Annotated in this window: 19 protein-coding genes; 7 read left to right on the top strand and 12 right to left on the bottom strand. The window is 74.8% G+C overall.

What is annotated here, in order from left to right; all coding sequences use genetic code 11:
* The first annotated feature begins 79 nt into the window (after nucleotides 1–79).
* Nucleotides 80–772, top strand: a complete 693-nt coding sequence (locus ACI79R_RS20910; RefSeq protein ID WP_456575599.1) for a hypothetical protein — start codon at nucleotides 80–82, stop codon at nucleotides 770–772.
* Nucleotides 769–2,253 carry a glycosyltransferase family 2 protein gene (locus ACI79R_RS20905; RefSeq protein ID WP_456575598.1) on the top strand — a complete coding sequence of 495 codons (1,485 nt, stop codon included), beginning with the start codon at nucleotides 769–771 and terminating at the stop codon, nucleotides 2,251–2,253. Before ACI79R_RS20910 ends, ACI79R_RS20905 begins: the two co-directional genes overlap by 4 nt.
* Before the next feature lie 49 nt (nucleotides 2,254–2,302).
* Here the strand turns inward: ACI79R_RS20905 and ACI79R_RS20900 are convergent, their stop codons facing one another.
* The 6 genes from ACI79R_RS20900 to ACI79R_RS20875 all read right to left on the bottom strand — a co-directional run bounded on the left by ACI79R_RS20900 (nucleotide 2,303) and on the right by ACI79R_RS20875 (nucleotide 9,871).
* Nucleotides 2,303–3,259 carry a VWA domain-containing protein gene (locus tag ACI79R_RS20900; RefSeq protein WP_456575597.1) on the bottom strand — a complete coding sequence of 319 codons (957 nt, stop codon included), beginning with the start codon at nucleotides 3,257–3,259 and terminating at the stop codon, nucleotides 2,303–2,305.
* Nucleotides 3,256–4,344, bottom strand: a complete 1,089-nt coding sequence (locus ACI79R_RS20895; protein WP_456575596.1) for a DUF58 domain-containing protein — start codon at nucleotides 4,342–4,344, stop codon at nucleotides 3,256–3,258. Before ACI79R_RS20895 ends, ACI79R_RS20900 begins: the two co-directional genes overlap by 4 nt.
* Nucleotides 4,341–5,663: an AAA family ATPase gene (locus tag ACI79R_RS20890; RefSeq protein ID WP_456575595.1), complete on the bottom strand. Its 1,323-nt coding sequence runs from the start codon at nucleotides 5,661–5,663 to the stop codon at nucleotides 4,341–4,343. Before ACI79R_RS20890 ends, ACI79R_RS20895 begins: the two co-directional genes overlap by 4 nt.
* Nucleotides 5,664–5,949: 286 nt before the next feature.
* Nucleotides 5,950–7,341 (bottom strand): NlpC/P60 family protein, encoded by a 1,392-nt coding sequence (locus tag ACI79R_RS20885; protein WP_456575594.1) that lies wholly within the window; start codon nucleotides 7,339–7,341, stop codon nucleotides 5,950–5,952.
* 124 nt (nucleotides 7,342–7,465) lie between these two features.
* Nucleotides 7,466–9,001: an AMP-binding protein gene (locus ACI79R_RS20880; RefSeq protein WP_456575593.1), complete on the bottom strand. Its 1,536-nt coding sequence runs from the start codon at nucleotides 8,999–9,001 to the stop codon at nucleotides 7,466–7,468.
* A 111-nt stretch (nucleotides 9,002–9,112) separates the two neighbouring features.
* The gene (locus ACI79R_RS20875; protein ID WP_456575592.1) at nucleotides 9,113–9,871 is read right to left on the bottom strand and encodes an SIR2 family NAD-dependent protein deacylase; all 759 of its coding nucleotides are present in this window, start codon (nucleotides 9,869–9,871) and stop codon (nucleotides 9,113–9,115) included.
* 297 nt (nucleotides 9,872–10,168) lie between these two features.
* Between ACI79R_RS20875 and ACI79R_RS20870 the strand changes: the two genes are divergently transcribed.
* From ACI79R_RS20870 to ACI79R_RS20855, 4 genes are read left to right on the top strand one after another with little or no spacing between them, the layout of a single operon-like run.
* Entirely contained in the window at nucleotides 10,169–13,042 is a 2,874-nt protein-coding gene (locus ACI79R_RS20870; protein ID WP_456575591.1) for an aconitate hydratase, read from the top strand.
* The gene (locus ACI79R_RS20865) at nucleotides 13,042–13,803 is read left to right on the top strand and encodes an SDR family oxidoreductase (RefSeq protein WP_456575590.1); all 762 of its coding nucleotides are present in this window, start codon (nucleotides 13,042–13,044) and stop codon (nucleotides 13,801–13,803) included. Before ACI79R_RS20870 ends, ACI79R_RS20865 begins: the two co-directional genes overlap by 1 nt.
* Entirely contained in the window at nucleotides 13,800–14,492 is a 693-nt protein-coding gene (locus ACI79R_RS20860) for a sirohydrochlorin chelatase (protein ID WP_456575589.1), read from the top strand. The genes ACI79R_RS20865 and ACI79R_RS20860 overlap by 4 nt, the downstream gene beginning before the upstream one ends.
* A gap of 38 nt (nucleotides 14,493–14,530) precedes the next feature.
* Entirely contained in the window at nucleotides 14,531–15,280 is a 750-nt protein-coding gene (locus tag ACI79R_RS20855; protein ID WP_456575588.1) for a DUF427 domain-containing protein, read from the top strand.
* On the opposite strand, the gene ACI79R_RS20850 is transcribed toward ACI79R_RS20855, so the two are convergent.
* The 6 genes from ACI79R_RS20850 to ACI79R_RS20825 form a co-directional block, all read right to left on the bottom strand.
* Complete coding sequence (locus ACI79R_RS20850; protein ID WP_456575587.1) at nucleotides 15,270–16,094, bottom strand: sulfurtransferase; 825 nt, start codon at nucleotides 16,092–16,094, stop codon at nucleotides 15,270–15,272. The genes ACI79R_RS20855 and ACI79R_RS20850 overlap by 11 nt on opposite strands.
* Nucleotides 16,091–16,552 carry an SgcJ/EcaC family oxidoreductase gene (locus tag ACI79R_RS20845; RefSeq protein ID WP_456575586.1) on the bottom strand — a complete coding sequence of 154 codons (462 nt, stop codon included), beginning with the start codon at nucleotides 16,550–16,552 and terminating at the stop codon, nucleotides 16,091–16,093. The genes ACI79R_RS20850 and ACI79R_RS20845 overlap by 4 nt, the downstream gene beginning before the upstream one ends.
* A 46-nt stretch (nucleotides 16,553–16,598) precedes the next feature.
* On the bottom strand, nucleotides 16,599–18,491 hold the full coding sequence (locus ACI79R_RS20840) for an ABC transporter ATP-binding protein (protein ID WP_456575585.1): 1,893 nt from the start codon (nucleotides 18,489–18,491) through the stop codon (nucleotides 16,599–16,601).
* 64 nt (nucleotides 18,492–18,555) lie between these two features.
* Nucleotides 18,556–19,332 carry an enoyl-CoA hydratase/isomerase family protein gene (locus ACI79R_RS20835; protein ID WP_456575584.1) on the bottom strand — a complete coding sequence of 259 codons (777 nt, stop codon included), beginning with the start codon at nucleotides 19,330–19,332 and terminating at the stop codon, nucleotides 18,556–18,558.
* Nucleotides 19,329–19,556 carry a helix-turn-helix domain-containing protein gene (locus ACI79R_RS20830; RefSeq protein ID WP_456575583.1) on the bottom strand — a complete coding sequence of 76 codons (228 nt, stop codon included), beginning with the start codon at nucleotides 19,554–19,556 and terminating at the stop codon, nucleotides 19,329–19,331. Before ACI79R_RS20830 ends, ACI79R_RS20835 begins: the two co-directional genes overlap by 4 nt.
* Before the next feature lie 162 nt (nucleotides 19,557–19,718).
* Complete coding sequence (locus ACI79R_RS20825; protein ID WP_456575582.1) at nucleotides 19,719–21,320, bottom strand: ABC-F family ATP-binding cassette domain-containing protein; 1,602 nt, start codon at nucleotides 21,318–21,320, stop codon at nucleotides 19,719–19,721.
* A 135-nt stretch (nucleotides 21,321–21,455) separates the two neighbouring features.
* Here ACI79R_RS20825 and ACI79R_RS20820 point away from each other — a divergent pair, with 135 nt between their 5' ends.
* Nucleotides 21,456–23,564: an SCO7613 C-terminal domain-containing membrane protein gene (locus tag ACI79R_RS20820; protein ID WP_456575581.1), complete on the top strand. Its 2,109-nt coding sequence runs from the start codon at nucleotides 21,456–21,458 to the stop codon at nucleotides 23,562–23,564.
* Nucleotides 23,565–23,606 lie beyond the last annotated feature (42 nt).

Here is a 23,606-nt window from a genome sequence, read left to right as displayed (position 1 = left end):
GGTGACGGTCGCAGCCGGGGGGACAGCGATCACCATCTGCCCTCCTGTTCGCGGTCATCCGATCGAACAGGGGGAGTTCGTGAACAGACGCACGTTCCGATCCGGCGCCGCGGCGTTCGGGTTGTCCATCGCCGTCCTGGCCGGCGCCACGGGATGCACGTGGCCCGACGTCAGCATGAGTCCGGACGTCGGCGCCACCGCCGAGACGTCCGCGGCCACCGACGCCACCGCCACGGACGGGACCGCCACCGACGAGGCCGCCACCGACGAGGCCGCGTCGCAGACCGAGCCGGCCACCGTCAGCGAGGCCGCCGCGCCGGCGCGCCCCGTCGGCGACCTCGACACCGGCTCCACCACGCGCGTGCTGGCCGCCGGCGCCCAGGACGTGGTCATCGACTACTGGACGACGGGGCAGGCCACGACCTGGACCGCGGCCGACGACAAGACCGTCCAGCTCTCCGCGCACGTCGAGGGTCGCGAGGGCGACGAGGACGAGGACATCGAGGTCCTCGTCACCCGCTTCGTCGTCACCGCCGACGACGGCACCGCCCGCACCGTCGCGGTCGAGGACCGCGGCGAGTTCGCGCTCATGCCGCCCTTCAGCTACTCGACCGCCTTCACCGTGCCCGACTCCGCGGCCACCGCCGACGCGGTGACCCTCTACGTCCAGTTCGACCTGCTGGTGGAGACCGAGGCCGGCTCCCAGCGCTACTACCGCCAGACGGTGCTCGACACCCTCGAGCTGCCGCTTCTCCAGGAGGACTCCCAGTGACCGAGCTCGTCGTCCACGGCATGCGGCGGGCCACCGACCGCGTGCACCTGCTCGCCCGCGGCGAGCAGAACGTCCCCGACATCACCTCGCTGGTGCCGGCCGAGTTCGGCGGCGGCGCGGCCGCCGAGGAGCAGCGCCGCACGGCCACGATCAGCTGCATCATCCCGGCCTACAACGAGGAGTCGACGATCGCCGACGTCCTCACCTCGCTGCTCGCGCAGACCCGGCCGCCGGACGCCATCCACGTCATCATCAACAACACCGACGACGACACCCCGGAGATCGCCGCGCAGTTCGCCGGCGAGCACTTCCGGGTCGTGAAGGGCGAGGCGTACCACACCGTCGTCCACGTCCACGACATCGGCGAGAACCCCGACAAGAAGGTCGGCGCCCTCAACTTCGGCTACTACGTCAGCCGCGGATACGACTACATCCTCGGTGTCGACGGCGACACCACCCTCGACCGCCGCTGCGTCGAGTGGCTGGAGAAGGAGATGGTCACCGACCCGCGCATCGGCGGTCTGTCGGCGATCTACACCTTCGACAAGTCCAAGGTGAAGGGCGCCATGGCGAAGTACCTGGTCGCCGGTCAGCGGGCCCAGTTCGCCGGCTTCAACATGGACAACCTGGTCCGCGGGCGGAACATGGCCGTGCTCGGCGGCCAGTGCAGCCTGTTCAGCGTGCGGGCGCTGGAGGCGGTCATGTACCGCTACCGCCAGACCGCCCCGTGGGTGCGCGACTCCGAGGTGGAGGACTCCAAGCTCTCCCTGCAGATCAAGGACGCCGGCTTCAACACCAAGATCAGCGCCCGGGCGCGCGCCTTCGTGGGCCCGATGACGACACTGCGGGCCCTGCACGGCCAGCAGGTGAAGTGGAACTTCGGCGGCATCGACCTGCTGTGGCCCGGCCAGCGCGGGGACACCAAGGGTCAGCCGATGCACCCCAACCTGCGGCTGCGCTGGTACGAGAACATCTCGATGCTGTTCAACATCGGCACGCGCATGTCGTTCCTGCTGCTGCTCGCGGCGGCGCTGTCGATCGACGCGTTCGTGTTCAACCCGGTCTGGCTGATCCCGCCGGCCGTGGCCACGCTGCTGAACCTGCGGATCGCGCTGTCGATGCACGACAAGAGCGCCACGGACCTGCTCTATGCGGTGCTGTTCGTGCCGGCCGAGTTCTACATGTGGATCCGCATGGGGCACTTCGTCTCCGCGTGGGTGCAGTTCCTGTCACGGTCGGAGAAGGACAACTGGGCGGCCCAGGCGGCGGCGGAGAAGGGTCGCGGCTCGGCCTACGTCATGCCGGCGGTCTGCGCGGCCGCGACGTTCGTGGTGCTGATCTTCGCCTGGAGCCAGCAGAGCGTCGGCGTCCAGTCGGCGATCCTGTCGATCGGCTGGCCGGTGCTCTACCTGGTCACCGTGCTGCAGACGATCTTCATGATCAAGAAGCTGCTGCGGCGCCAGCGCGGCTTCACCGTCTGATTTCCGGGTGGAGTGGGAGGGCGCGGAAAACGCGTCCCTCCCACTCCACTCAGAGCAGGCGGTTGGTCCAGACCAGGCTGAGCACCGCGCCGAGCAACGCCAGCAGCACGCCCCCGCGGACGAACCAGGAACTGACGTCCTTCGGTTCGGTCGTGTAGCCGATCTGGCTGCCGAGGTCGGCGTAGACCTGCTCGAGCTCCGCGGCGCTGGCCGCCTCGCTGTAGCTGCCGCCGGTCTCGTCGGCGATCTCCTCCAGCGTGGCGCGGTCGACCGGCACGGGCACCGTCTCGCCGTCGAGGTCGAGGGTGCCGTAGTCGGTGCCGAAGGCGATCGTCGACACCGGCACGCCGGCGTCGACCGCGGCGTCGATGGCCTGGGTGTCGTCGCGGCCGACGGTGTTGTAGCCGTCGGACAGCAGCACGATCCGCGCCGGGGGGAGGTCCTCGTCGGCCTCCCCCAGCGCCGACTGGAAGTTCTCGATGGCCTGCAGCGAGGTGAACACCGCCTCGCCGATCGCGGTGGACTCGGCGAGGTCGAGGTTGTCGATGGCGCTGCGCACCTGGCCGCGGTCGGTGGTCGGGGTGACCAGCGTGGTCGCGGTGCCGGCGAAGGACACCAGCCCGAGGTTGATCCGCTCGGGCAGGACGTCGACGAACTCCTTCGCCGCGGTCTGCATGGCCTCGAACCGGTTGGGCTCGATGTCGGTGGCCTGCATCGACAGCGAGACGTCGACGGCCATGATCACCGTCGCCCGCTCGCGGGGCACCCGCACCTCGGTGCTGGGCATGGCCAGCGACACGACGAGCACGGCGAGGGCCAGCGCGACGAGGCCGAAGGCCACGTGCCGGCGCCAGCCGGGCCGCTTGGGCACCAGCGAGCCCAGCAGCGCGACGTTGGTGAACCGGGCGGCGTACTTCTTCCGGCGCAGCTGCAGCAGCGCGTACAGCGCCACGAGCGCGGCGACGACGAGCAGGCCGAGCAGCCAGATCGGTGCCTGGAAGGTCATCGGGAGGCTCCTCCGCTGCCGGCGCGGCGGCGCTCCGCCACGAATCGAACGACGTCCATGAGCCAGTCCCGGTCGGTGCGCAGCTGCAGGTGGCCCGCGCCGATGCGGCGCAGGGCGCGGGCGATCTCGGCCCGCTGGGCGGCCGCCCCGGCGGCGAACCGGGCGCGGAACTCCGCGTCGTTCGTGGGCACCTCCAGGGTCTGCCCGGTCTCCGGGTCGACCACGGTGAGCAACCCGACGTCGGGCAGCTCCAGCTCGCGCGGGTCGACCACCTCGATGGCCAGCAGGTCGTGGCGCACCGACAGCCCGCGCAGCGGACGCTCCCAGTCGCTGTCGCCCAGGAAGTCCGACACGACCACGACCAGGCCGCGCCGCCGCGGCGGCCGGCGCAGGGTCTCCAGCGCCGCGGCGAGGTCGCCCCGCCGCCCGCCGGCGGCGCGCGGCGTGGCGACGACGCCGCGCAGCAGCCGGTCGGCGGCCAGCCGGCCGGCCGCGGCCGGATAGCGGTCGACCCGCTCCCCCGTGGTGACGACGGCGCCCAGCCGGTTGCCGCCGCGCACGGTCAGGTGGCTGACCGCGGCCAGGCCGGCGATCGCGAGGTCGCGCTTCTGGCAGTTGGCGGTGCCGAAGTCCAGGCTGGCCGACAGGTCGACCACCGCCCAGGTCTCCAGCTCCCGGTCGGCGATGGTCTCCCGGACGTGCGGCACCTGGGTGCGCGCGGTGACCGGCCAGTCCATCCGCCGGACGTCGTCGCCCGGGTAGTAGGTGCGGGAGTCACCGGCCTCGCTGCCCGAGCCGGGCACCAGGCCCAGGTGGTCGCCCTGCAGCAGCCCGTCGAGCCGGCGGCGGATGGTGAGCTCCAGCCGCTGGAGCAGCACGTCGGCCGGCCCCTCGGCGAAGTTCGGCGGCACGCCGTCCTCCGGGTCGCGCGTAGGCGTCCAGCCCTCGACCGCGGGCGCCGGGACCTCGGCCTCCGCCTGCTCGCGCGGCGCGGACTCCGCCGTCCCAGGCTCCGGCAGCGCGTCCTGCTCCGCGGCGTCCTCGGCGGGCGGCGCGGAGGCCTTGCTGCTGCGCCGGAGTCTCACGCCTGCTGCGGCCCGCGGGCGTAGCCGTTACCACCCGGGCCCTGCGCGCCCGGGCCGCCCTGCCCCTGTGCCTGCGCGGCCGGGCCGCCCTGCCCCTGCGGGCCGGGCGCCGGGAACCCCGGGCCCTGCGGACCCTGGGGGGCCTGGGGAGCCTGCGGGCCCTGGCCGGGCGGGCCGAACTGCGGAGCCGGCGGAGCGAACTGCGGGCCGGGCGCGCCGCCGAAGCCGGGGACGGTCGGGCCGCCGGGCACGCCGGGCCCGAAGCCGCCGGCCCGCTGGCGCGGGGTGACCTGCGGCAGCGGCACCGTCTGCAGGATGCGCTTGACCACGTGGTCGGCCGGCACGCCGTCGGCCAGCGCGTCGTAGGAGAGCACCAGCCGGTGGCGGAGCACGTCGGCGGTGATGTCGAGGACGTCCTGCGGCAGCACGTAGTCGCGGCCGCGCACGAGGGCCAGCGCGCGGCTGGCGGCGATCAGGCCGAGGGAGGCGCGGGGGCTGGCGCCGTAGGACACCCACGAGGCGACGTCGTCCATGCCGTGCTCGCGCGGCGAGCGGGTGGCCACCACCAGCCGGACGACGTAGTCGACGAGGGCGTGGTGCACGAACACCTGCGAGGCGGTGCGCTGCATGCGGCGGAGGTCCTCGGGGCCGAGCACGGTCTCGGCGACCGGCGGCGTCGAGCCCATCCGGTAGATGATCTCGCGCTCCTCCTCCGGGCTCGGGTAGTCGACGAGCACCTTCATGAGGAAGCGGTCGCGCTGGGCCTCGGGCAGCGGGTAGACGCCCTCGGACTCGATCGGGTTCTGGGTGGCCAGCACCAGGAAGGGATCGGGCAGGGGGTGGGTGACCCCGCCCAGGGAGACCTGCCGCTCGGCCATGACCTCCAGCAGCGCCGACTGCACCTTGGCCGGCGCGCGGTTGATCTCGTCGGTGAGCACGAAGTTGGCGAAGACCGGGCCCAGCTCGGTGTCGAAGGTGTCCTGGCCGGCCTTGTAGATGCGCGTGCCGATGATGTCGGCCGGCACCAGGTCGGGGGTGAACTGCAGGCGGGCGAAGGTGCCGCCGACCACGGTCGCCAGCGTCTCGACCGCGAGGGTCTTGGCGACGCCGGGCACGCCCTCCAGCAGCACGTGGCCGCGGGCCAGGAGGGAGACCAGCATCCGCTCCACGAGCCGGTCCTGGCCGACGATGACCCGCTTGATCTCGAACAGCGCCCGCTCGATCAGCGCGGCGTCGGTCGACGGGGGCACCGGCTGACCGTTGCCGGCGGCGGTCGCGCCGGCGGTCTTCTCGAGCGGGGTGCTGGCAGCGCTGCTCACGGGGCTCCCTGGTCCTTCCGGTCCGGCCCCCACGGGCCGGGGACGGGCGTCGTACCCGTCTCGCCAGCCAGTGTCCTACACCTTTCTGGCGACGCCCGGTCGCGCTGCGGGAGCGGCGCGCGGGAGGCTCACAGGCGGGCGCGTCCCCCTGCCCCGCGGCAGGGAGTCCTGCTAGCCTTCCCGGTGCGTCGGGCAGCTCCCCCCGTGGCTGCCCGACGCCCCATCTCCGGCCCCGTCCCGGGTCCCGCCCCTGAGTCTGCGAAAGGGTGGGGGGACGGGGCCTTTCTCACGCCGTGGGGCGCACCGCGCCGAAGTAGTCGTTGCCGAACCACATGTTCGACACCTTGACGACGTCGTTGCTCTGCGGCGCCTGCACCACCTTGCCGCCGCCGATGTACAGCGCGACGTGGTAGATCGAGGTGTAGGAGCTGCCCGAGGCCCAGAAGACCAGGTCGCCGGGCTGCAGGTCGCCGGAGGACACCGTCTTGGCGCGGAACCGGTAGTACTGGTCGCGGCTGGTGCCGCCGATCGCGATGCCCGCCTGGGCGTAGGCGTACTCGGTCAGCCCGGAGCAGTCGAAGCCGTAGATGCCGGTGTCCGGCGGGATGCCGTAGCTCGGCCCGCGGCTGCCGCCGCCGCCCCAGCTGTAGGGCAGGCCGCGCTGGGAGAGCGCGGCGTCGATCGCCGTCTGCACCGCCGAGCCCGACGGCGCGCCGGCCGTGGTGGGCGGCGGGGTCGGCGTGCCGGAGCTGCCCGAGCCCCCGGAGTTGCTACCCCCGGCGTTGCTGCTGCCGGACGACGAGCCGGTGGTGGCCGACCCGGAGCCGGACGAGCCCGAGGTGCTCGACCCCGCGCTCTGCGGGCGGGCCGGGGCCGGCGCGGGAGCGGCCGCGGCGGCCGCCTGCTGCGCCGCGGCGGCGGACTGGGCGTCCTCCAGGTCGGTGACGGTGGCCTCGGCCTGCGCCAGCTGCTCCTCGACCACGGCCTGCTGCTCGACCAGCGCGGCGGCCTGCTCGCGGGAGGCGACCTCCTGGGCCTGGGCGCCGGCCAGGGCCTCGGCGGCCTGGGTCTGCAGCTCGCCGGCCTGGGTGGCGGCCTGGGTGGCCTGCACCTCGGCGGCGGTCGCCTGCTCCTCGAGCACGGTCAGCTCGGCGACGACGTCCACCCGGTGGGTGCCGGCGGCCTCGAGCAGCGTGGCCCGCTCGAGCAGCTCGGCGGGACCACCGGAGCTCATGAGCGCGGCCATGCCGGGCGCGGTGCTGCCCTGCATGTAGCTGCGCCGGGCGAAGGCGGCGACCTCGGCCCGGCCCTGGTCGACCTGGGCGGCGGCCTGCGCGGCGGCGGCCTCGGCCGCGGCGGCCTGCGCCTGGGCGGCCTCGTAGGCGGCCTGGGTCTCCTCGTAGTCCTGCAGCGCGATCTGCGCGGCCTGGTGCGCGGCGTCCGCGGCGGCCTGGGCCTGCGCCAGCTGCGCGGCGACCTGCCCGGCCTGCGCGGCGGCGGCGTCGCGCTGGGCCTGGGCCGCGGCCACCTCCGCGTTGCTCGGTGCGGCCGCGGCCGTGCCCGGCGTCAGCCCGAGCGCGACCAGCGCCACGATCCCGGTGCCCGCGCCGCGGACCAGCCACCGCCGTCCCCGGCCGTGCCGTCGTCGTTCCCGAAGCCCGCGCGTCGCGCCGTCCACGTGTCGACCTCCTGCGTCCGGGCGCCCCGGCGGGCACCCTCACTGCAGGTCGGAACGGCACTCCTCCGCCGGTGGTTGACCGCGTCTCCCCCCATGGGGGGAGACGCCCCCACCGGGCGAACGGCTAGTGCACCTGGCGCTCCGCGTCGGTCCAGAAGCTCTCGCGCAGCTTGAACTTCTGGATCTTGCCGGTGGCCGTGCGGGCGAGCTCGTCGCGGAACTCCACCCGCTTGGGGCACTTGTAGCCGGCGAGCTGGGAGCGGGCGTGCGCGATGAGGTCGGCCTCGGTGACCGTCTCCCCCTCGGCCAGCACCACGAGCGCGGTGACCATCTCGCCCCACTTGTCGTCGGGCACGCCGATGACCGCGACCTCGGCGACGGCGGGGTGGCTGAACAGCACGTCCTCCACCTCGATCGAGGAGACGTTCTCGCCGCCGGAGATGATCACGTCCTTCTTGCGGTCGGAGATCGTGAGGTAGCCGCCCTCGTCGATCGAGCCGCCGTCCCCGGTGTGGAACCAGCCGCCCTCGAGCGCCTCGGCGGAGGCGTCGGGGTTGTCCCAGTACCCGGCCAGCACCGTGTTGCCCTGCGCGAGCACCTCGCCGGACTCGCTCACCGACAGCCGCGTGCCCAGCCCCGGGACGCCGGCCCGCGACAGCCGGCGCGCCCGCTCCTCCGGCTCCAGGGCGTCGTACTCCTCGCGGCCGCGGTTGATGGTGAGCAGCGGCGCGGTCTCGGTCAGGCCGTAGATCTGGTTGAACTCCCAGCCGAGCTCGGCCTCGATGCGCGCGATCGTGCGCGACGGCGGCGGGGCACCGGCCACGACCAGCCGCACCCGGTCGCGGCCGGGGATCTCGCCGTCCCACTCGGCGGCGGCGTCGAGAACGGCGTTCCACACGGCGGGCGCGCCGCACATGAGCGTGACGCCGTGCCGCTCGACCCGGCGCAGGATCTCCGCGCCGTCGACCTTGCGCAGCACCACCTGCCGCGCGCCCAGGCCGGCGGTGGCGTAGGGCATCCCCCAGCCGTTGCAGTGGAACATCGGCAGCGTGTGCAGGTAGACGTCGCGGTCGCTGACCTGCATGTGCATGCCGAAGGTGACCGCGTTGACCCACAGGTTGCGGTGGGTCATCTGCACGCCTTTGGGCCGCGCCGTCGTGCCGCTGGTGTAGTTGATCGTGGCGGTGGCGTCCTCGTCGGGCTCCGCCCACGGGCGCGGCTCGGCATCGGGGCGCAGCAGCTGCTCGTACTCCTCGCCGGTGCCGAACCGGTGCTCGGCCTGCACGCCCTTGAGCGAGGTCTCCAGCTCCGGGTCGACGAGCAGCACGCGCGCTCCGCTGTGGCCGACGATGTAGCTCACCTCGTCGGGGCTGAGCCGGAAGTTGACCGGCACCGCCACCCGCCCGGACGACGGGACGGCGAGCAGCACCTCCAGCAGCCGCGCGGCGTTGTGGCTGACGATCGCGATCCGCTCGCCCTCCCCCACGCCGAGCGCGTCGAGGCCGGCCTGCAGCGCGCGGCCGCGGCGGGCGACCTCCCGGTAGGTGAGCTCACCGAGGGAGGGCGCGGGCTGGCTGGGCTCGTCGACGATCCCGACGCGGTCGCCGTAGACCAGCTCGGCGCGGTCGAGGAAGTCGCGGGTGGTCAAGGGCACGCGCATGGCCGGCTCCCGTGCTGCTGGGCCGCCGTCGCCGCTGGTCGCGGCGTCGACGGCACTGTCGACGTGATGGCCGCCACGCTATCGGCCGCGACCGCCCCGGGCAGGCCGTTCTCAGCCGCCGGCGACCAGCCGGGGCAGGGCGGTGCCGATCCGCTCGCGGACCACGAGGTCGGCCAGGTCGTCGTAGGGCGTGGGCTCGGCGTTGACCACGACGACGCGGGCGCCGGCCTGCGCGGCGACGTCGGTCAGCCCGGCGGCGGGGTGCACGGTCAGCGAGGTGCCGACGGCGAGGAAGACGTCGCAGTCCGACGCCGCGGCGACGGCGGCCTCCACCACGGCGGCGTCCAGCGCCTGGCCGAAGCTGATCGTCGCCGACTTGAGCACCGCGCCGCAGAGCAGGCAGTGCGGATCGGTGTCGCCGGCGTCGACCCGGGCCAGGGCGCTGTCCATGGAGGTGCGGTCCCCGCAGCCGAGGCACTCGACCTCGTGCACGGTGCCGTGCAGCTCGACCACGCGGTCCGGCGACGACCCGGCGGCCTGGTGCAGCCCGTCGATGTTCTGGGTGAGCAGCGCGCGCAGCCGGCCCTGCCGCTCGAGGTCCACCAGCGCCCGGTGCCCGGCATTCGGGTGCACGTCGCCGACCTGCAGGTCGCCCCGCATGCGCCAGGCCTTGCGCCGGATCTCGGGATCGGTGAGGTAGTAGGACAGCGTCACGAGCTTCTCGGCGTCGGGGTCCCGCGTCCACACGCCGTTGGGCCCGCGGTAGTCGGGGATGCCGCTGTCGGTGGAGATGCCCGCCCCGGTGAGCACGGTGATCCGCCGGGCGGCGGTCAGCCAGTCGGGCAGCGGGTCGGGGACGTCGCCGGTCACGGGCCCACGGTAGGTCGCCGTCCGCGGCGGGGCTGCCCGCCTCGCACACGATCAGGGTCCCTGATCCGCCGGCGTCCTCCCCGGCGTCCCACCGTCGGGGAGGACCCCACACGACCAGGGCCCCTGATCGTGTGCAGGGCAGCTGCGGACGACGCGCCGGCGGGCGTGGCCGACCTCACGGGTGAGGGAAGGGTCGCCTCACCTGCGCGCACCCCCGACGGGGCTGGGATGATCGGGGGTGGCAACGAGCGCGACGCACACGCCGCGACGCAACCAGCGAGGGGTAGGCGCAGAAGAGTGGCAGCCAGCAAGGACAGCTTCGGGGCACGGGCGACGCTGAGCGTCGACGGCACCGACTACGACATCTACCGGCTCGACGCGGTGGAGGGCTCCGAGAAGCTGCCCTTCAGCCTGAAGGTCCTCCTCGAGAACCTGCTGCGCACCGAGGACGGCGCGGACATCACCGCCGACCACATCCGCGCGCTGGCCAACTGGGACCCGTCGGCCGAGCCGGACCAGGAGATCCAGTTCACCCCGGCCCGCGTGGTCATGCAGGACTTCACCGGTGTCCCGTGCATCGTCGACCTGGCCACCATGCGCGAGGCCATGGCCGACCTCGGCGGCGACCCGAACCGGATCAACCCGCTGGCCCCGGCCGAGCTGGTCATCGACCACTCCGTCATCGCCGACGTCTTCGGGACGCCGGACTCCTTCGAGCGCAACGTCGAGATCGAGTACCAGCGCAACGGCGAGCGCTACCAGTTCCTCCGCTGGGGCCAGGGCGCGTTCGACGACTTCAAGGTCGTCCCCCCGGGCATGGGCATCGTCCACCAGGTCAACATCGAGCACCTGGCCCGCGTGGTCTTCCCGCGGCAGGAGGGCGACCGCGTGGTCGCCTACCCCGACACCTGCGTCGGCACCGACAGCCACACCACGATGGTCAACGGCCTGGGCGTGCTGGGCTGGGGCGTCGGCGGCATCGAGGCCGAGGCCGCGATGCTGGGCCAGCCGGTCTCGATGCTCATCCCCCGCGTCGTCGGCTTCAAGCTGACCGGCGAGCTCCCCGAGGGCTCCACCGCCACCGACCTGGTGCTCACCATCACCGAGATGCTGCGCCGGCACGGGGTGGTCGGGAAGTTCGTCGAGTTCTACGGCGAGGGCGTCACGGCGGTGCCGCTGGCCAACCGCGCCACGATCGGCAACATGAGCCCGGAGTTCGGCTCCACCGCGGCGATGTTCCCCATCGACGAGGAGACGATCACCTACCTCAGGCTGACCGGCCGCAGCGCCGAGCAGGTCGCGCTGGTCGAGGCCTACGCCAAGGAGCAGGGCCTCTGGCACGACCCGTCCCGCGAGCCGGCGTTCTCCGAGTACCTGGAGCTCGACCTCGCGACCGTCGTCCCCTCGATCGCCGGGCCGAAGCGGCCGCAGGACCGCGTCTCGCTGTCCGACGCCAAGGCCGCCTTCCGCGCCGCGCTGCCGGAGTACGCCAAGCACGACGTCGTCGGCGGTGACGACCGCAAGCCGGGTGTCCCGCAGAACCAGCAGCCCTTCGGCGTGACCTCCTCGGTCGACGAGGCCTCCAGCGAGTCCTTCCCGGCCTCCGACCCGGCCGCCGCGGCGCCGGGCAACGGCCAGCCCGACGGCGAGGACGGCAAGCCGCACACCGTCGTCCCCGACCGGGTGCCGGACCGTCCCTCGCAGCCGACCAAGGTGATCATGGAGGACGGCACGGAGACGTTCGTGGACAACGGCCACGTCGTCATCGCCGCCATCACCTCCTGCACCAACACCTCCAACCCGCAGGTGATGATCGGCGCCGCGCTGCTGGCCAAGAAGGCCGTCGAGGCCGGGCTGTCGACCAAGCCCTGGGTGAAGACGACGCTGGCGCCCGGCTCGAAGGTCGTCACCGACTACTACGAGAAGTCGGGCCTGACCCCGTACCTGGAGAAGCTCGGCTTCTACCTGGTCGGCTACGGCTGCACCACCTGCATCGGCAACTCCGGCCCGCTGCCGGAGCCGGTGTCGGCCGCGGTCAACGAGGCCGACCTCGCCGTCGTCTCGGTGCTCTCGGGGAACCGGAACTTCGAGGGCCGGATCAACCCCGACGTCAAGATGAACTACCTGGCGTCCCCGCCGCTGGTCATCGCCTACGCGCTGGCCGGGTCGATGGACATCGACATCACCACCGAGCCGCTGGGCAAGGGCACCGACGGGCAGGACGTCTACCTGCGCGACATCTGGCCCTCCCCGCAGGAGGTGCAGCGGACGATCGACCAGGCCGTCTCCGCCGAGCAGTTCGGCCGCAGCTACGAGGACGTCTTCGCCGGCACCGAGCAGTGGCAGAACCTGCCCACGCCGACCGGCGACACCTTCTCGTGGGACGCCGAGAGCACCTACGTCCGCAAGCCCCCGTACTTCGAGGGCATGCCGGCCGAGCCGGCCCCGGTCCAGGACATCACCGGCGCCCGCACCCTCGCGGTGCTCGGCGACTCGGTGACCACCGACCACATCTCGCCGGCCGGCTCGATCAAGGCCGACAGCCCGGCCGGGAAGTACCTGTCCGAGCACGGCGTCGAGCGGCGTGACTTCAACTCCTACGGCTCGCGCCGCGGGAACCACGAGGTCATGATCCGCGGCACCTTCGCCAACATCCGGCTGCGCAACCAGCTCGTGCCCGGCACCGAGGGTGGCGTCACCAAGAACCACCTGACCGGCGAGACGACGACGATCTACGACGCCTCGGTGGCCTACGCCGAGGCCGGCATCCCGCTGGTCGTGCTGGCCGGCAAGGAGTACGGCTCGGGCTCGTCGCGCGACTGGGCGGCCAAGGGCACCGCGCTGCTGGGTGTCAAGGCCGTCATCGCCGAGAGCTACGAGCGGATCCACCGGTCGAACCTGATCGGCATGGGCGTGCTGCCGCTGCAGTTCCCCGAGGGCCAGGACCGGGAGTCGCTCGGCCTGACCGGCGACGAGGAGTTCTCGATCACGGGGATCACCGCGCTCAACGACGGCGAGACCCCGCGGACCGTCACGGTGAAGGCCCAGGCATCGGACGGTCGGACGACGGAGTTCGACGCCCGGGTCCGCATCGACACCCCCGGCGAGGCGAACTACTACCGCAACGGCGGGATCATGCAGTACGTGCTGCGCTCGCTGCGCAACGCCTGATGGACCTCGGCCTGGGCGGTCGCGGCTACCTGCTCACCGGCGCGAGCCGGGGGCTGGGCTACGCGGCCGCCCGGGCCCTGGTCGACGACGGGGCGCGGGTGCTGGTCAGCGCCCGCTCCCCCGAGGACGTCGCCGCCGCCGCCGGCTCCCTGGGTGGGGAGCCGGCGGCGTACGGCCTGCCGGCCGACCTCGGCGACCCCGCCGCGGCGGCCACGCTGGTCGAGGCCGCCGGGAACCGGCTCGGCCGGCTCGACGGCGCGCTGGTGTCGGTGGGCGGGCCGGCCCCCGGCACCGTGCTCGAGAGTGCCGAGGAGGACTGGCGGGCGGCGTTCGACTCCGTCCTGCTGGGCACCCTGCGGCTGGTCCGCGCGCTGGTGCCGGTGCTGGGCGAGGGCTCGGCCATCGGCCTGGTGCTCTCCACCTCGGTGCGCGAGCCGATCGCCCACCTCGCCATCTCCAACGGGCTGCGGCCGGGGCTGGCCATGACCGCCAAGTCGCTGGCCACCGAGCTCGGCCCGCGCGGCATCCGGGTGTTCGGGCTGCTGCCCGGCCGGATCGCCACCGACCGCATCGTCTCCATCGACGCCCGCAGCGACGACCCCGAGGCCGCCCGCCGCGCGGCCGAGCAGGCGATCCCGCTGCGTCGCTACGGCGAGCCCGAGGAGTTCGGCCGGGTCGCCGCCTTCTGCCTCTCCCCCGCCGCGTCCTACCTCACCGGCGTGATGCTGCCGGTCGACGGCGGCCTGCTGCACGGGCTGTGAACGATCCCGTCCTGGTCGCCTGCGCGCACGGCACCCGCAACCCCACCGGCCGCCGGCTGGTCGCCGAGCTCGCGCTGACCGCGCGCCGGCTGCGGCCGGAGCTGACCACCGCCGCCGCCTTCGTCGACGTGCAGCCGCCCACGGTGGCCGACGTCGTCGCGGAGCTGGCCGCCGGGGGGCGGCCGGCGGTCGTCGTCCCGCTGCTGCTGTCCGGCGGCTACCACGTGCACGTGGACATCGCCCGGGCCGTCGCCGCGCACGACCGCGCGGTGGCCGCCCGCCCGCTGGGCCCCGACGAGCGGCTGGCCGAGGTGCTCGCCGACCGGCTGTCCGAGGCCGGTGCCGACACCGCCGATCCCGGCACCGCCGTCGTGCTGGCCGCCGCCGGCTCCAGCGACCCCCGGTCGGTCGCCGACGTGGAGCACACCGCCGCCCTGCTGCAGCAGCGCTGCGCCGGCCTGGTGACCACGGGCTACGGCTCGGCCGCGCAGCCGCCGGTGCCCGAGGCGGTCGCCGCCGCTCGCCGGGCCGGCGCCGGGCGGGTCGTGGTCGCCGCCTACCTGCTGGCCCCGGGGCACTTCGCCGGCAAGCTGGCCGGCGCGGGCGCGGACCTGGTCACCGCTGCCCTGCTGCCCGACGACCGCGTGGCCGCGGTGCTGCTCGACCGCTACGACGCCGCGCTCGGCTGACCCTGCCGCCGGTCCGCGCCCGGCGGCAGGATGCGGCCATGTCCGGCTATCCGCAGGCGATCGTCCCCGTCGGCCACGTCGAGCCCGTCCCCCGGCGGGTGCGGGCGCTGATCAGCGACCGCGTCGTCCTCGACACCACGCGGGCCCGGTACGGCTGGGAGTGGCCGTACTACCCGCAGTTCTTCGTGCCCCTGGAGGACCTCGACACCGCGCTGCTGGTCGACGAGGGCGTCGAGGAGGACCGCCCGCTGGGCCCGGCCCGCCGCCAGGGCCTGCGCACCGGCGACGCCGTCCGCAGCGCCGCGGGCTGGCTGCACACCGAGGGCGCGGTCGCCGGTCACCTGCGCCTCGAGTGGACGGCGCTCGACGCCTGGTTCGAGGAGGACGAGGAGGTCTTCGTGCACCCGCGCAACCCGTACTCGCGGGTCGACGCCCTGCGCTCCCAGCGCACGGTGCGGATCGAGCACGACGGCGTCGTCCTCGCCGAGTCGGCGTCCCCGGTGCTGCTGTTCGAGACCGGCCTGCCCACCCGCTACTACCTGCCCCGCACCGACGTCCGGTTCGAGCACCTGCAGCCCAGCGACACCCGCACCGCCTGCCCGTACAAGGGGCGCACCACCGGCTACTGGTCGGTGCGCGGCGGCCCCGCCGACATCGCCTGGAGCTACGACTTCCCGGCGGCGGCGGTGCTGCCGATCGCCGGGCTGGTCGCGTTCCTCGGCGAGGAGCTGGACGTCGTGGTGGACGGCCGCGCGCTGCCCAGGCCGGCCACCCACTTCAGCCGCTGACGCCGGTGGCCGCCGGCCGGTCGGTGGCCGCCCACTCCGACCACGAGCCCGGCCACAGCGCCGCCTCGACGCCGGCGACGGCCAGCGCGGCCACCTCGTGCGCCGCGGTGACGCCCGAGCCGCAGTAGACCCCGACCGAAGCGCCGGGCACGGCACCCAGCGCGGCGAACCGCGCCCGGAGCTCGCCGGCGGGCCGGAACGTGCCGTCGCCGGTGAGGTTGCCGGCGGTCGGCGCGCTGACCGCGCCGGGCACGTGGCCGGCCCGCGGGTCGACCGGCTCGACCTCCCCGCGGTACCGCTCGGCGGCGCGGGCGTCGAGCAGCACGCCGCGCCCGGGCAGCGCGGCCGCCTCGTCGATGCCGAGCACCGGCATGCCGCCGCCGGTCAGCGCCACGTCGCCCGGCTGTGGCACGACCTCGCCGGCCTCCAGCGGCCCGCCGGCGCGGCGCCAGGCGGCCAGCCCGCCGTCCAGCAGCCGGACGCCGGTGACCCCGCCCCACCGCAGCAGCCACCACGCGCGCGCGGCCGCGAGGCCGCCGCTGTCGTCGTAGACCACCACCGGCTCCCCGGACCGCAGCCCCCACCGCCGGGCGGCCGCCTGCAGCCGGTCGAGCGACGGCAGCGGGTGCCGGCCGGCCGCCGACGGCGGGTCGGCGAGCTCGCGATCGAGGTCGACGAAGACCGCGCCCGGCAGGTGCCCCTCCCGGTAGCGCTCGCGGCCGCGGTCGTCGCCCAGCGCCCAGCGGACGTCCAGCAGCGCCGCCGGCGGCCCGGCGAGCAGGTCGGCGGCGGAGACGAGGACCGGCGGGCTCACCGGACGGCGAGCAGCTCGCGCAGCTCCCCGGTGAGCGCCTCGCGGGCGGCCGGCCGGCCGGAGAAGGCCAGCGGGGTGATCTGGAACAGCGAGATCTTCCACCGCCCGCCCTCGTCGACCGCCACGAGCGTCTGCTGGCAGTGCAGCACCGGGTCGAGGTCCTCCTCCCCCGGCGGGATCACGCCGGCGTGCGCGGACAGGACCGCCACGCCCGGCGCGATCGGCCGGACGGTGCGGACCAGCCCGACGTAGGTCGCGGTCGGGTGGCTGCTGAAGACGCGGCGCAGCTCCGAGGCGATCGACAGGCGACCGCTGGTGTGCGTGCCGTCGTAGCCGACGATGTCCCCGTCGTCGGCGAAACCGGATGCCACGGCCGCGCCGCTGCGCCGGTTCCAGCCGTCGAGGAACGCGGCGTACAGGGCGCGGATCTGCGCGTCCTGCGGATGAGCTGCTGTCACGCTGGTACCCCTCCTGAGCGTGCTGGGACAGGAGTGACGGTAGTGCTCAGGCGACGTCGACCGTTCGACGCTCGCCGTCGGCGAACTGCGTCCGGTAGAGGTCGGCGTACCGCTGCCCGAGCGCCAGCAACTCCTCGTGAGTGCCCGACTCCACGATGCGACCGTCGTCGACGACGAGGATCTGGTCGGCGCTGCGGATCGTGGACAGCCGGTGCGCGATCACCAGCGAGGTGCGGCCGGCCAGCGCGGTGTCCAGCGCGTGCTGGACGGCGACCTCGGACTCGCTGTCCAGGTGCGCGGTGGCCTCGTCGAGGATCACGATGCCGGGCGCCTTGAGCAGCACGCGGGCGATCGCCAGCCGCTGCTTCTCCCCGCCGGAGAGCCGGTAGCCGCGGTCGCCCACGACGGTGTCCAGGCCGTCGGGCAGGGCGCCGACGAGCGCCGCGATGCGGGCACCGGTCAGCGCCGCCCACAGCTGCTCGTCGGTGGCGTCCGGCCGGGCGTAGAGCAGGTTGGCGCGGATCGTGTCGTGGAACAGGTGGGCGTCCTGGCTGACCACGCCGATCGTGTCGCGCAGCGAGTCCAGGGTGGCCTCGCGGACGTCCACGCCCCCGACCCGGATGGCGCCCTCGGTCACGTCGTAGAGCCGGGGCACCAGGTTGGCGATCGTCGACTTGCCGGCACCGGAGTGCCCGACCAGCGCCACCAGCTGCCCGGGCTCGACGCGGAACGACACGTCGTGCAGCACCGCCGTCGGCCCGCCGTGCTCGGGCAGCGACACCTCCTCCAGCGACGGGATGGAGACGTCGGCGGCCGACGGGTAGCTGAAGGACACGCCGTCGAACTCGATCGACCGGTCGTCGGCCGGCACCGGCCGGGCCCCCGGGGCCTCGCGGATCATCGGGGGCAGGTCGAGCACCTCGAAGACCCGGTCGAAGCTGACCATCGCGCTCATGACGTCGACGCGGACGTTGGACAGCGCGGTGAGCGGGCCGTAGAGCCGGGACAGCAGCAGCGCCAGCGCCACGACGTCACCGGGGCTCAGCGAGCCGGAGAACGCCAGGGCGCCGCCGAGGCCGTAGACCAGCGCGGTGGCCAGCGCCGCGACCAGGGTCAGCGCGGTGAAGAACGTGCGGCCGTACATCGCCGAGAGGACGCCGATGTCGCGGACCCGCGCGGCCCGGCCGCGGAAGGCGTCGGCCTCCTCGCGGGGCCGGCCGAACAGCTTGACCAGCAGCGCGCCGGCCACGTTGAACCGCTCGGTCATCGAGGCGTTCATCGACGCGTTGAGCCCGTAGGCCTCGCGCGTGATCTCCTGCAGCCGCTTGCCGATCCGGCGGGCCGGCAGCACGAACAGCGGCACCATGACCAGCGACAGCAGGGTGATCTGCCACGACAGCGTGAGCATCACGCCGGCGGTGAGCACCAGGCCGATGACGTTGGAGACGACGCCGGACAGCGTCGACGTGAAGGCCTGCTGCGCGCCGATGACGTCGTTGTTCAGCCGGCTGACCAGCGCGCCGGTCTGGGTGCGGGTGAAGAACGCCACCGGCATCCGCTGCACGTGCTCGAACACCCGGCTGCGCAGGTCGTAGATGACGCCCTCGCCGATCCGCGCCGAGTACCACCGGGTGGCCAGCGAGATGCCGGCGTCGACCACCGCCAGCCCGGCGATCAGCAGCGCGATCCGCACGATGCCGGAGGCGGTGCCCTCCAGGCCGGCGATCCGGTTGATGATGTCGCCGGCCAGCAGCGGGGTGAGCACCCCGATCACCGAGGAGCCGACCACCAGCAGCAGGAAGAACGTGAGCTCCCGGCGATAGGGGCGGGCGATGCCGAGGATCCGGCGCACCGTGCCCTTGGGCAGCTCGCGCGCGGTGACCGACGGATCACGGCGGAACGAGCGCATGGCCGCCATGGAGGTCATGGAGTCGTTCATGGCACGACCTCCCTTCGTCGCCCGGGCAACGCCGCCCGGGACGCCGCTGTTCCGCCCCGGCCGGTCAGCCGCCCGCCAGCTCGGCCAGCCGCCGGGCCTGGGCGGCGCGCTCGGCGGCGTCCTGCGCCGCCGGGTCGTTGCGGACGGCGGAGCGCACCAGGGCCGCGGTCTCCCGGCTGGCCGCGACCGGCGGGGCGGTCAGCGCGGCGACCAGCCGGGCCACCGCGGCGTCGAGCTGGTCGGCCGGGACGACGGCGTTGGCCAGCCCCCAGGCCAGCGCCTCGGCCGCCAGGACCGGCCGGCCGGTCAGGCACAGCTCCATCGCCCGCGCGTAGCCGACCAGCTCGGCCAGCGTGCTCGTGCCGGTCAGGTCGGGCACCAGGCCGAGCGTCACCTCGGGCAGCCGCAGGCTGGCGTCCTCGGTGAGCACCCGCAGGTCGCAGGCGAGCGCCAGCTGGGCACCGGCGCCGATGGCGTGGCCCTGGACCGCCGCCACCGAGACGATCCCGGGACGGCGCAGCCAGCGGAAGCCCTCCTGGTAGCCCCGGATGCGCTCCTCGGTCTGCTCGGCCGGGAGCCGGCCCAGCTCGCCGAGCCCGCCGGTGGTCGACGGGTCGGCGCTGAACATGCTGCGGTCCAGCCCCGCGGAGAAGCTGCGGCCCTCGCCGCGGAGGACGACGACGCGCACGTCGTCGTCCAGCGAGGCGCCGATGGCCGCCAGCGCCGACCAGGTGGCCGGCGTCTGCGCGTTGAGCTGCTCGGGCCGGTCGAGGGTGACGGTCAGGACGGCGCCGTCGCGCGCCGTGCGCACCCGGCCGTCGGGATCGACCGCGCCGGTCACGCCTTCTTCGAGTTCCGGTTCGCCCCGCCACGGCTGCGCAGCGTGGCACCGGACTCCGACAGGAGACGGTGCACGAAGCCGTACGAGCGGTTGGTGGAGGTCGCCAGCGACCGGATGCTCTCGCCGCCGTCGTACCGCTTGCGCAGCTCGTCGGCGAGCGACGTCCGGTCGCCACCCGTGATGCGCTTGCCCTTGCCGAGGTCCGCCGTGCTCGAGTCGGCCATGACTCCCCTCCGTCAGCAGCCGGCCCGGCTCCCCGTCCCGCCTGCTCGTCCCGTGGCCGCCGGGATCCCGCTGACCCCGGCCGTCCGCGGACCCATGATCACCCAGGTCCCGCAGGTCGGCCACGCGAGATCGGATCGCGTCCGGCCAGGGAGAACGGGTGGTCAGGCCAGCGACACCAGGTCGGCGAGGTCCTCGCTCCAGGTGTCCTCGGTCCCGTCCGGCAGGATGATCACCTTGTCGGGGTCCAGCGCCCGCACCGCGCCCTCGTCGTGCGTGACCAGCACGATCGCGCCGGCGTAGGTGCGCAGCGCCTCGAGCACCTGCTCGCGGCTGGCGGGGTCGAGGTTGTTGGTCGGCTCGTCGAGCAGCAGCACGTTGGCGCCCGAGACGACCAGCGTGGCCATCGCCAGCCGGGTGCGCTCACCACCGGAGAGCGTGCCGGTGCGCTGGTCGACCGCGTCGCCCGAGAAGAGGAACGCGCCGAGGATCTTGCGCAGCTCGGTGTCGGTGCTGTCCGGGGCCGCCGACCGCATGTTCTCCAGCAGCGAGCGGTCCATGTCGAGGGTCTCGTGCTCCTGGGCGTAGTAGCCGACCCGCAGCCCGTGCCCGGCCTTGACCTCACCGGTGTCGGGGGTCTCGGTGCCGGCGAGCATCCGCAGCAGCGTCGTCTTCCCGGCGCCGTTGAAGCCGAGGACGACGACCCGGGTGCCGCGGTCGATGGCCAGGTCGACGCCGGTGAAGATCTCCAGCGACCCGTAGCTCTTGCTCAGCCGCTCGGCGGTGAGCGGCGTCCGGCCGCACGGCGCCGGCGTCGGGAAGCGCAGCTTGGCGACCTTGTCGTTGACCCGCACCTCGGCCAGCCCGGCGGCCAGCCGCGCGGCGCGCTTGTCCATGCTCTGCGCCGCCTTGGCCTTGGTGGCCTTGGCCCGCATCTTGTCGGCCTGGGCGGTCAGCGCGTCGATCTTCTTCTCGGCGTTGGCCCGCTCGGCCTTGCGGCGGCGCTCGTCGGTCTCCCGGGCGTCCAGGTAGCGCTTCCAGCCGAGGTTGTAGATGTCGATCGTGGCCCGGTTGGCATCCAGGTGCCACACCTTGTTGACGACGGCCTCCAGCAGCTCGACGTCGTGGCTGATGACCACCAGGCCGGCCCGGTGGCTGGCCAGGAAGCCCTTGAGCCAGGTGATGGAGTCGGCGTCGAGGTGGTTGGTCGGCTCGTCGAGCAGCAGCGTGTCGGCGTCGGAGAACAGGATGCGGGCCAGCTCGACGCGACGGCGCTGGCCGCCGGACAGCGTGCGCAGCGGCTGGGCGAGCACCCGGTCGGGCAGGCCGAGGTTGGTGCAGATCCGCGCCGCGTCGCTCTCCGCGGCGTACCCGCCGAGGGCGGCGAACTGGTCCTCCAGCTGCCCGTACCGGCGCACCGCGCGCTCCTGCTCGGCGGCGTCGGCGGGCTCGGCCATGGCGATCTGCGCCTTGACCAGCTTCGCGCGGAGCACGTCGAGGCCGCGGCCGGAGAGCACCCGGTCGCTGGCGGTGATGTCGAGGTCGCCGCTGCGGGGGTCCTGCGGGAGGTAGCCCAGCTCGCCGGTCACCTCGACCTTGCCGGCGTGCGGGACCCGCTCGCCGGCCAGCGTGGTGAGGGTGGTGGTCTTGCCGGCGCCGTTGCGCCCGACCAGCCCGATGCGGTCGCCCGGCTGCACCCGCAGGTCGGCGTCGCTGATGAGGATGCGGGCGCCGGCGCGCAGCTCCAGACCGGTCGTCGTGATCACTGATCCCAGGGTAGGCGCTCCACCGGCCTCGCCTCGACCGACTTCCCGGTGACCTGCGTCCCCCATCGGGTGCTCCGTCCCCAGCGCCGGGCCAGACGGTTCCGCAGCGCACCGATCCCGGCCACCATGCCGGGCATGACGTCGATCCCCGGGCTGCCCTGCCCGGTCTGCGGATGGCCGGCCGCCGGCCCGGGCCCGGCGCCGTGCGCGAACTGTGGCCTGCCCGCGGTCGGGGAGGCCGCGCTCGTGGTGGCCCGCATCGGCGCGACCATCGACGAGCTCACCCGCGACCGCGACCGGCTGCTGGCCACCCTGCGCACCGCCGCCCCCGGCCCCGCGCCGGTCCCGATGGCACCGGCCCCCGTGCCCCCGCCCTACGTCCCACCGGCACCCGTCCCACCGGCACCCGTTCCCGGTCCGGCGCCGTGGCTGCCCCCGGCCGTGCAGGCGCCCGCTCCGCCGCCGCCCCGGCGGATCAGCCCCCAGCAGGTGCTCCTCGGCCTGGGCGCGCTGCTGCTGGTCGCCGGCGCGATCGCGTTCGTGGCGGTGGCCTGGACGCGCCTGGGCGTCGGCTTCCAGGCCGCCGTGATGCTCACCGTGACCGCGGCGCTGTGCGCCGCCTCCGCGCTGACCGCGCGCCGCGGCCTGCGCGCCACCGAGGAGACGCTCGCCGCGGCGGGCGCGGCGCTGCTGGCCGTCGACCTCGCGGCGGCGCACGCACTGGGCCTGTTCGGCGTCGACGCCGTGCCCCTCCGGCTGTGGTCGGCGGTCTCCTGCGCCGTCGTGGCCGCCGTCGCCCTGCTCCTCGGGCTGCTGACCCGCAGCACCGTCGCCTGGCCGCTCGTCGCGCTGGTGGCCGGGCCTCCGGTGCCGCTGCTCCTCCTGCCGGGGCCGGCGGCGGCCGGGGCCGCCGGGGTCGCGGTGTGCCTCGGCCTGGCCCTCGCCGGCTTCCTGGCCGGCCCGTGGCTGCGCCCGGTGCTGCGGCCGGCGGCGGCCGTCCTGGCCGCCCTCTGGGGGCTGGCCGGCACGGTCGGCGGCCTGGCCGTGGCCTGGCTCGACGGCCCGGCCGGCAGCTGGACGGCGACCGCGCTGCTCGCCGCGGTGGGCACGCTGCTGGCCGCCCGGCCGCGGCTGCTCCCGGCCTCCGCTCCTCGCCCGGTCGCCGCCTCGGCCGCCGGCGTCGCCGCGGCAGCGCTGCTGGGCTCCCTGCAGCAGACCGGTGCCGACGGGCCGACCGCCGCCGCGGCCCTCGGCGTCGCGCTGTTGACCGCCGCGGTGCTGCTGCGCTCGTGGGCGGTGCCGCCGGCCGCCGCGCTGGCCGCCGGCGCGGTGCTGACCGGCGGCGGGGCGCTGGTCCTCCTCGCCGACCTGCGGCTGGGCGCCCTCGCGCTGGTCGCGCTCGCGCTCGCCGTCCCGGCCGCCCTGGCCGCGGTGCTCGCCCCGGCGGTGCGGTCGCCGGCGGTGGCCGCGGCGCTGGTCGCCCCCGCGCTGGCGGTGCTGCTGGGCGCCGGCGGCGGGCACCTGCCGGCGGACGTCGCCGGGCTGCTGCTGGCCCTGGTGGCCGCCGCGGGCTGCGCCGTCGCCACGCTGCGGACCGGCCGCGCCGAGGAGGTCGCCGCCGTCGGCGCCGCGGCCGCCGCCGGGATCGCCGGGCCGCTGGTGCCCGCGACGGTCGGGCACTGGGGCACGGTCGCCGTCACCCTGGCGGTCGCCGGGGCCGCCGCCGGTGCCTACGGGCTGGCGGCCGCGCGTCGGGCCGCCGTCGTGGTCTCCGTGGCCGCGCTCGTGCTGGCCGCGGAGGTGGCGGCCGCCGGCGCCGGCATCCCGACGCTGGAGGCCTACACGCTGCCCGCGGCCGCCGGGCTGCTCCTGGTGGCGCTCCCCCGTCTGCGCTCGGGCGCCCGGTCGTGGGCGGCCGAGGGTGCGGCGCTCGCGGTGGCCCTGGTGCCCTCGGCCGTGGCCACCGTCGCCGAACCGACCGCGCTGCGGCTGGTGCTGGTGGTCGCCGCGGCCGGCGCCGCCACCGTCGGTGGTGCGCTGCTGCACCGGCAGGCGCCGTTCCTGCTGGGTGCCGGCGCGCTGGTCTGGGTGGTGCTCGGCCGGCTGGGGCCCTACGCGCCGCTGGTGCCCCGCTGGGTCACTCTCGCCACCGTCGGCCTGGTGCTGCTCGTGGTCGGCGCGACCTACGAGCGGCGGCGCCAGCAGGCACGGGAGGCGGTCGCCTGGGTGGCCCAGATGCGCTGAGCGCGCCCGGTCGCCGGGCTGCCCCGCCTGGCACGCGGCTCT

This window comes from Blastococcus sp. SYSU D00820 (assembly GCF_054050695.1).
The sequence above is the reverse complement of the archived record's forward strand: the minus strand, read 5'-3'. Positions and strand labels throughout refer to the sequence as shown.

Excerpts from the sequence above, each read along its gene's own strand:
- ACI79R_RS20900 (WP_456575597.1), bottom strand. The coding sequence starts at position 3,259 with ATGACCTTCCAGGCACCGATCTGGCTGCTCGGCCTGCTCGTCGTCGCC.
- ACI79R_RS20880 (WP_456575593.1), bottom strand. The coding sequence starts at position 9,001 with ATGCGCGTGCCCTTGACCACCCGCGACTTCCTCGACCGCGCCGAGCTG.
- ACI79R_RS20865 (WP_456575590.1), top strand. The coding sequence starts at position 13,042 with ATGGACCTCGGCCTGGGCGGTCGCGGCTACCTGCTCACCGGCGCGAGC.
- ACI79R_RS20855 (WP_456575588.1), top strand. The coding sequence starts at position 14,531 with ATGTCCGGCTATCCGCAGGCGATCGTCCCCGTCGGCCACGTCGAGCCC.
- ACI79R_RS20840 (WP_456575585.1), bottom strand. The coding sequence starts at position 18,491 with ATGAACGACTCCATGACCTCCATGGCGGCCATGCGCTCGTTCCGCCGT.
- ACI79R_RS20830 (WP_456575583.1), bottom strand. The coding sequence starts at position 19,556 with ATGGCCGACTCGAGCACGGCGGACCTCGGCAAGGGCAAGCGCATCACG.
- ACI79R_RS20820 (WP_456575581.1), top strand. The coding sequence starts at position 21,456 with ATGACGTCGATCCCCGGGCTGCCCTGCCCGGTCTGCGGATGGCCGGCC.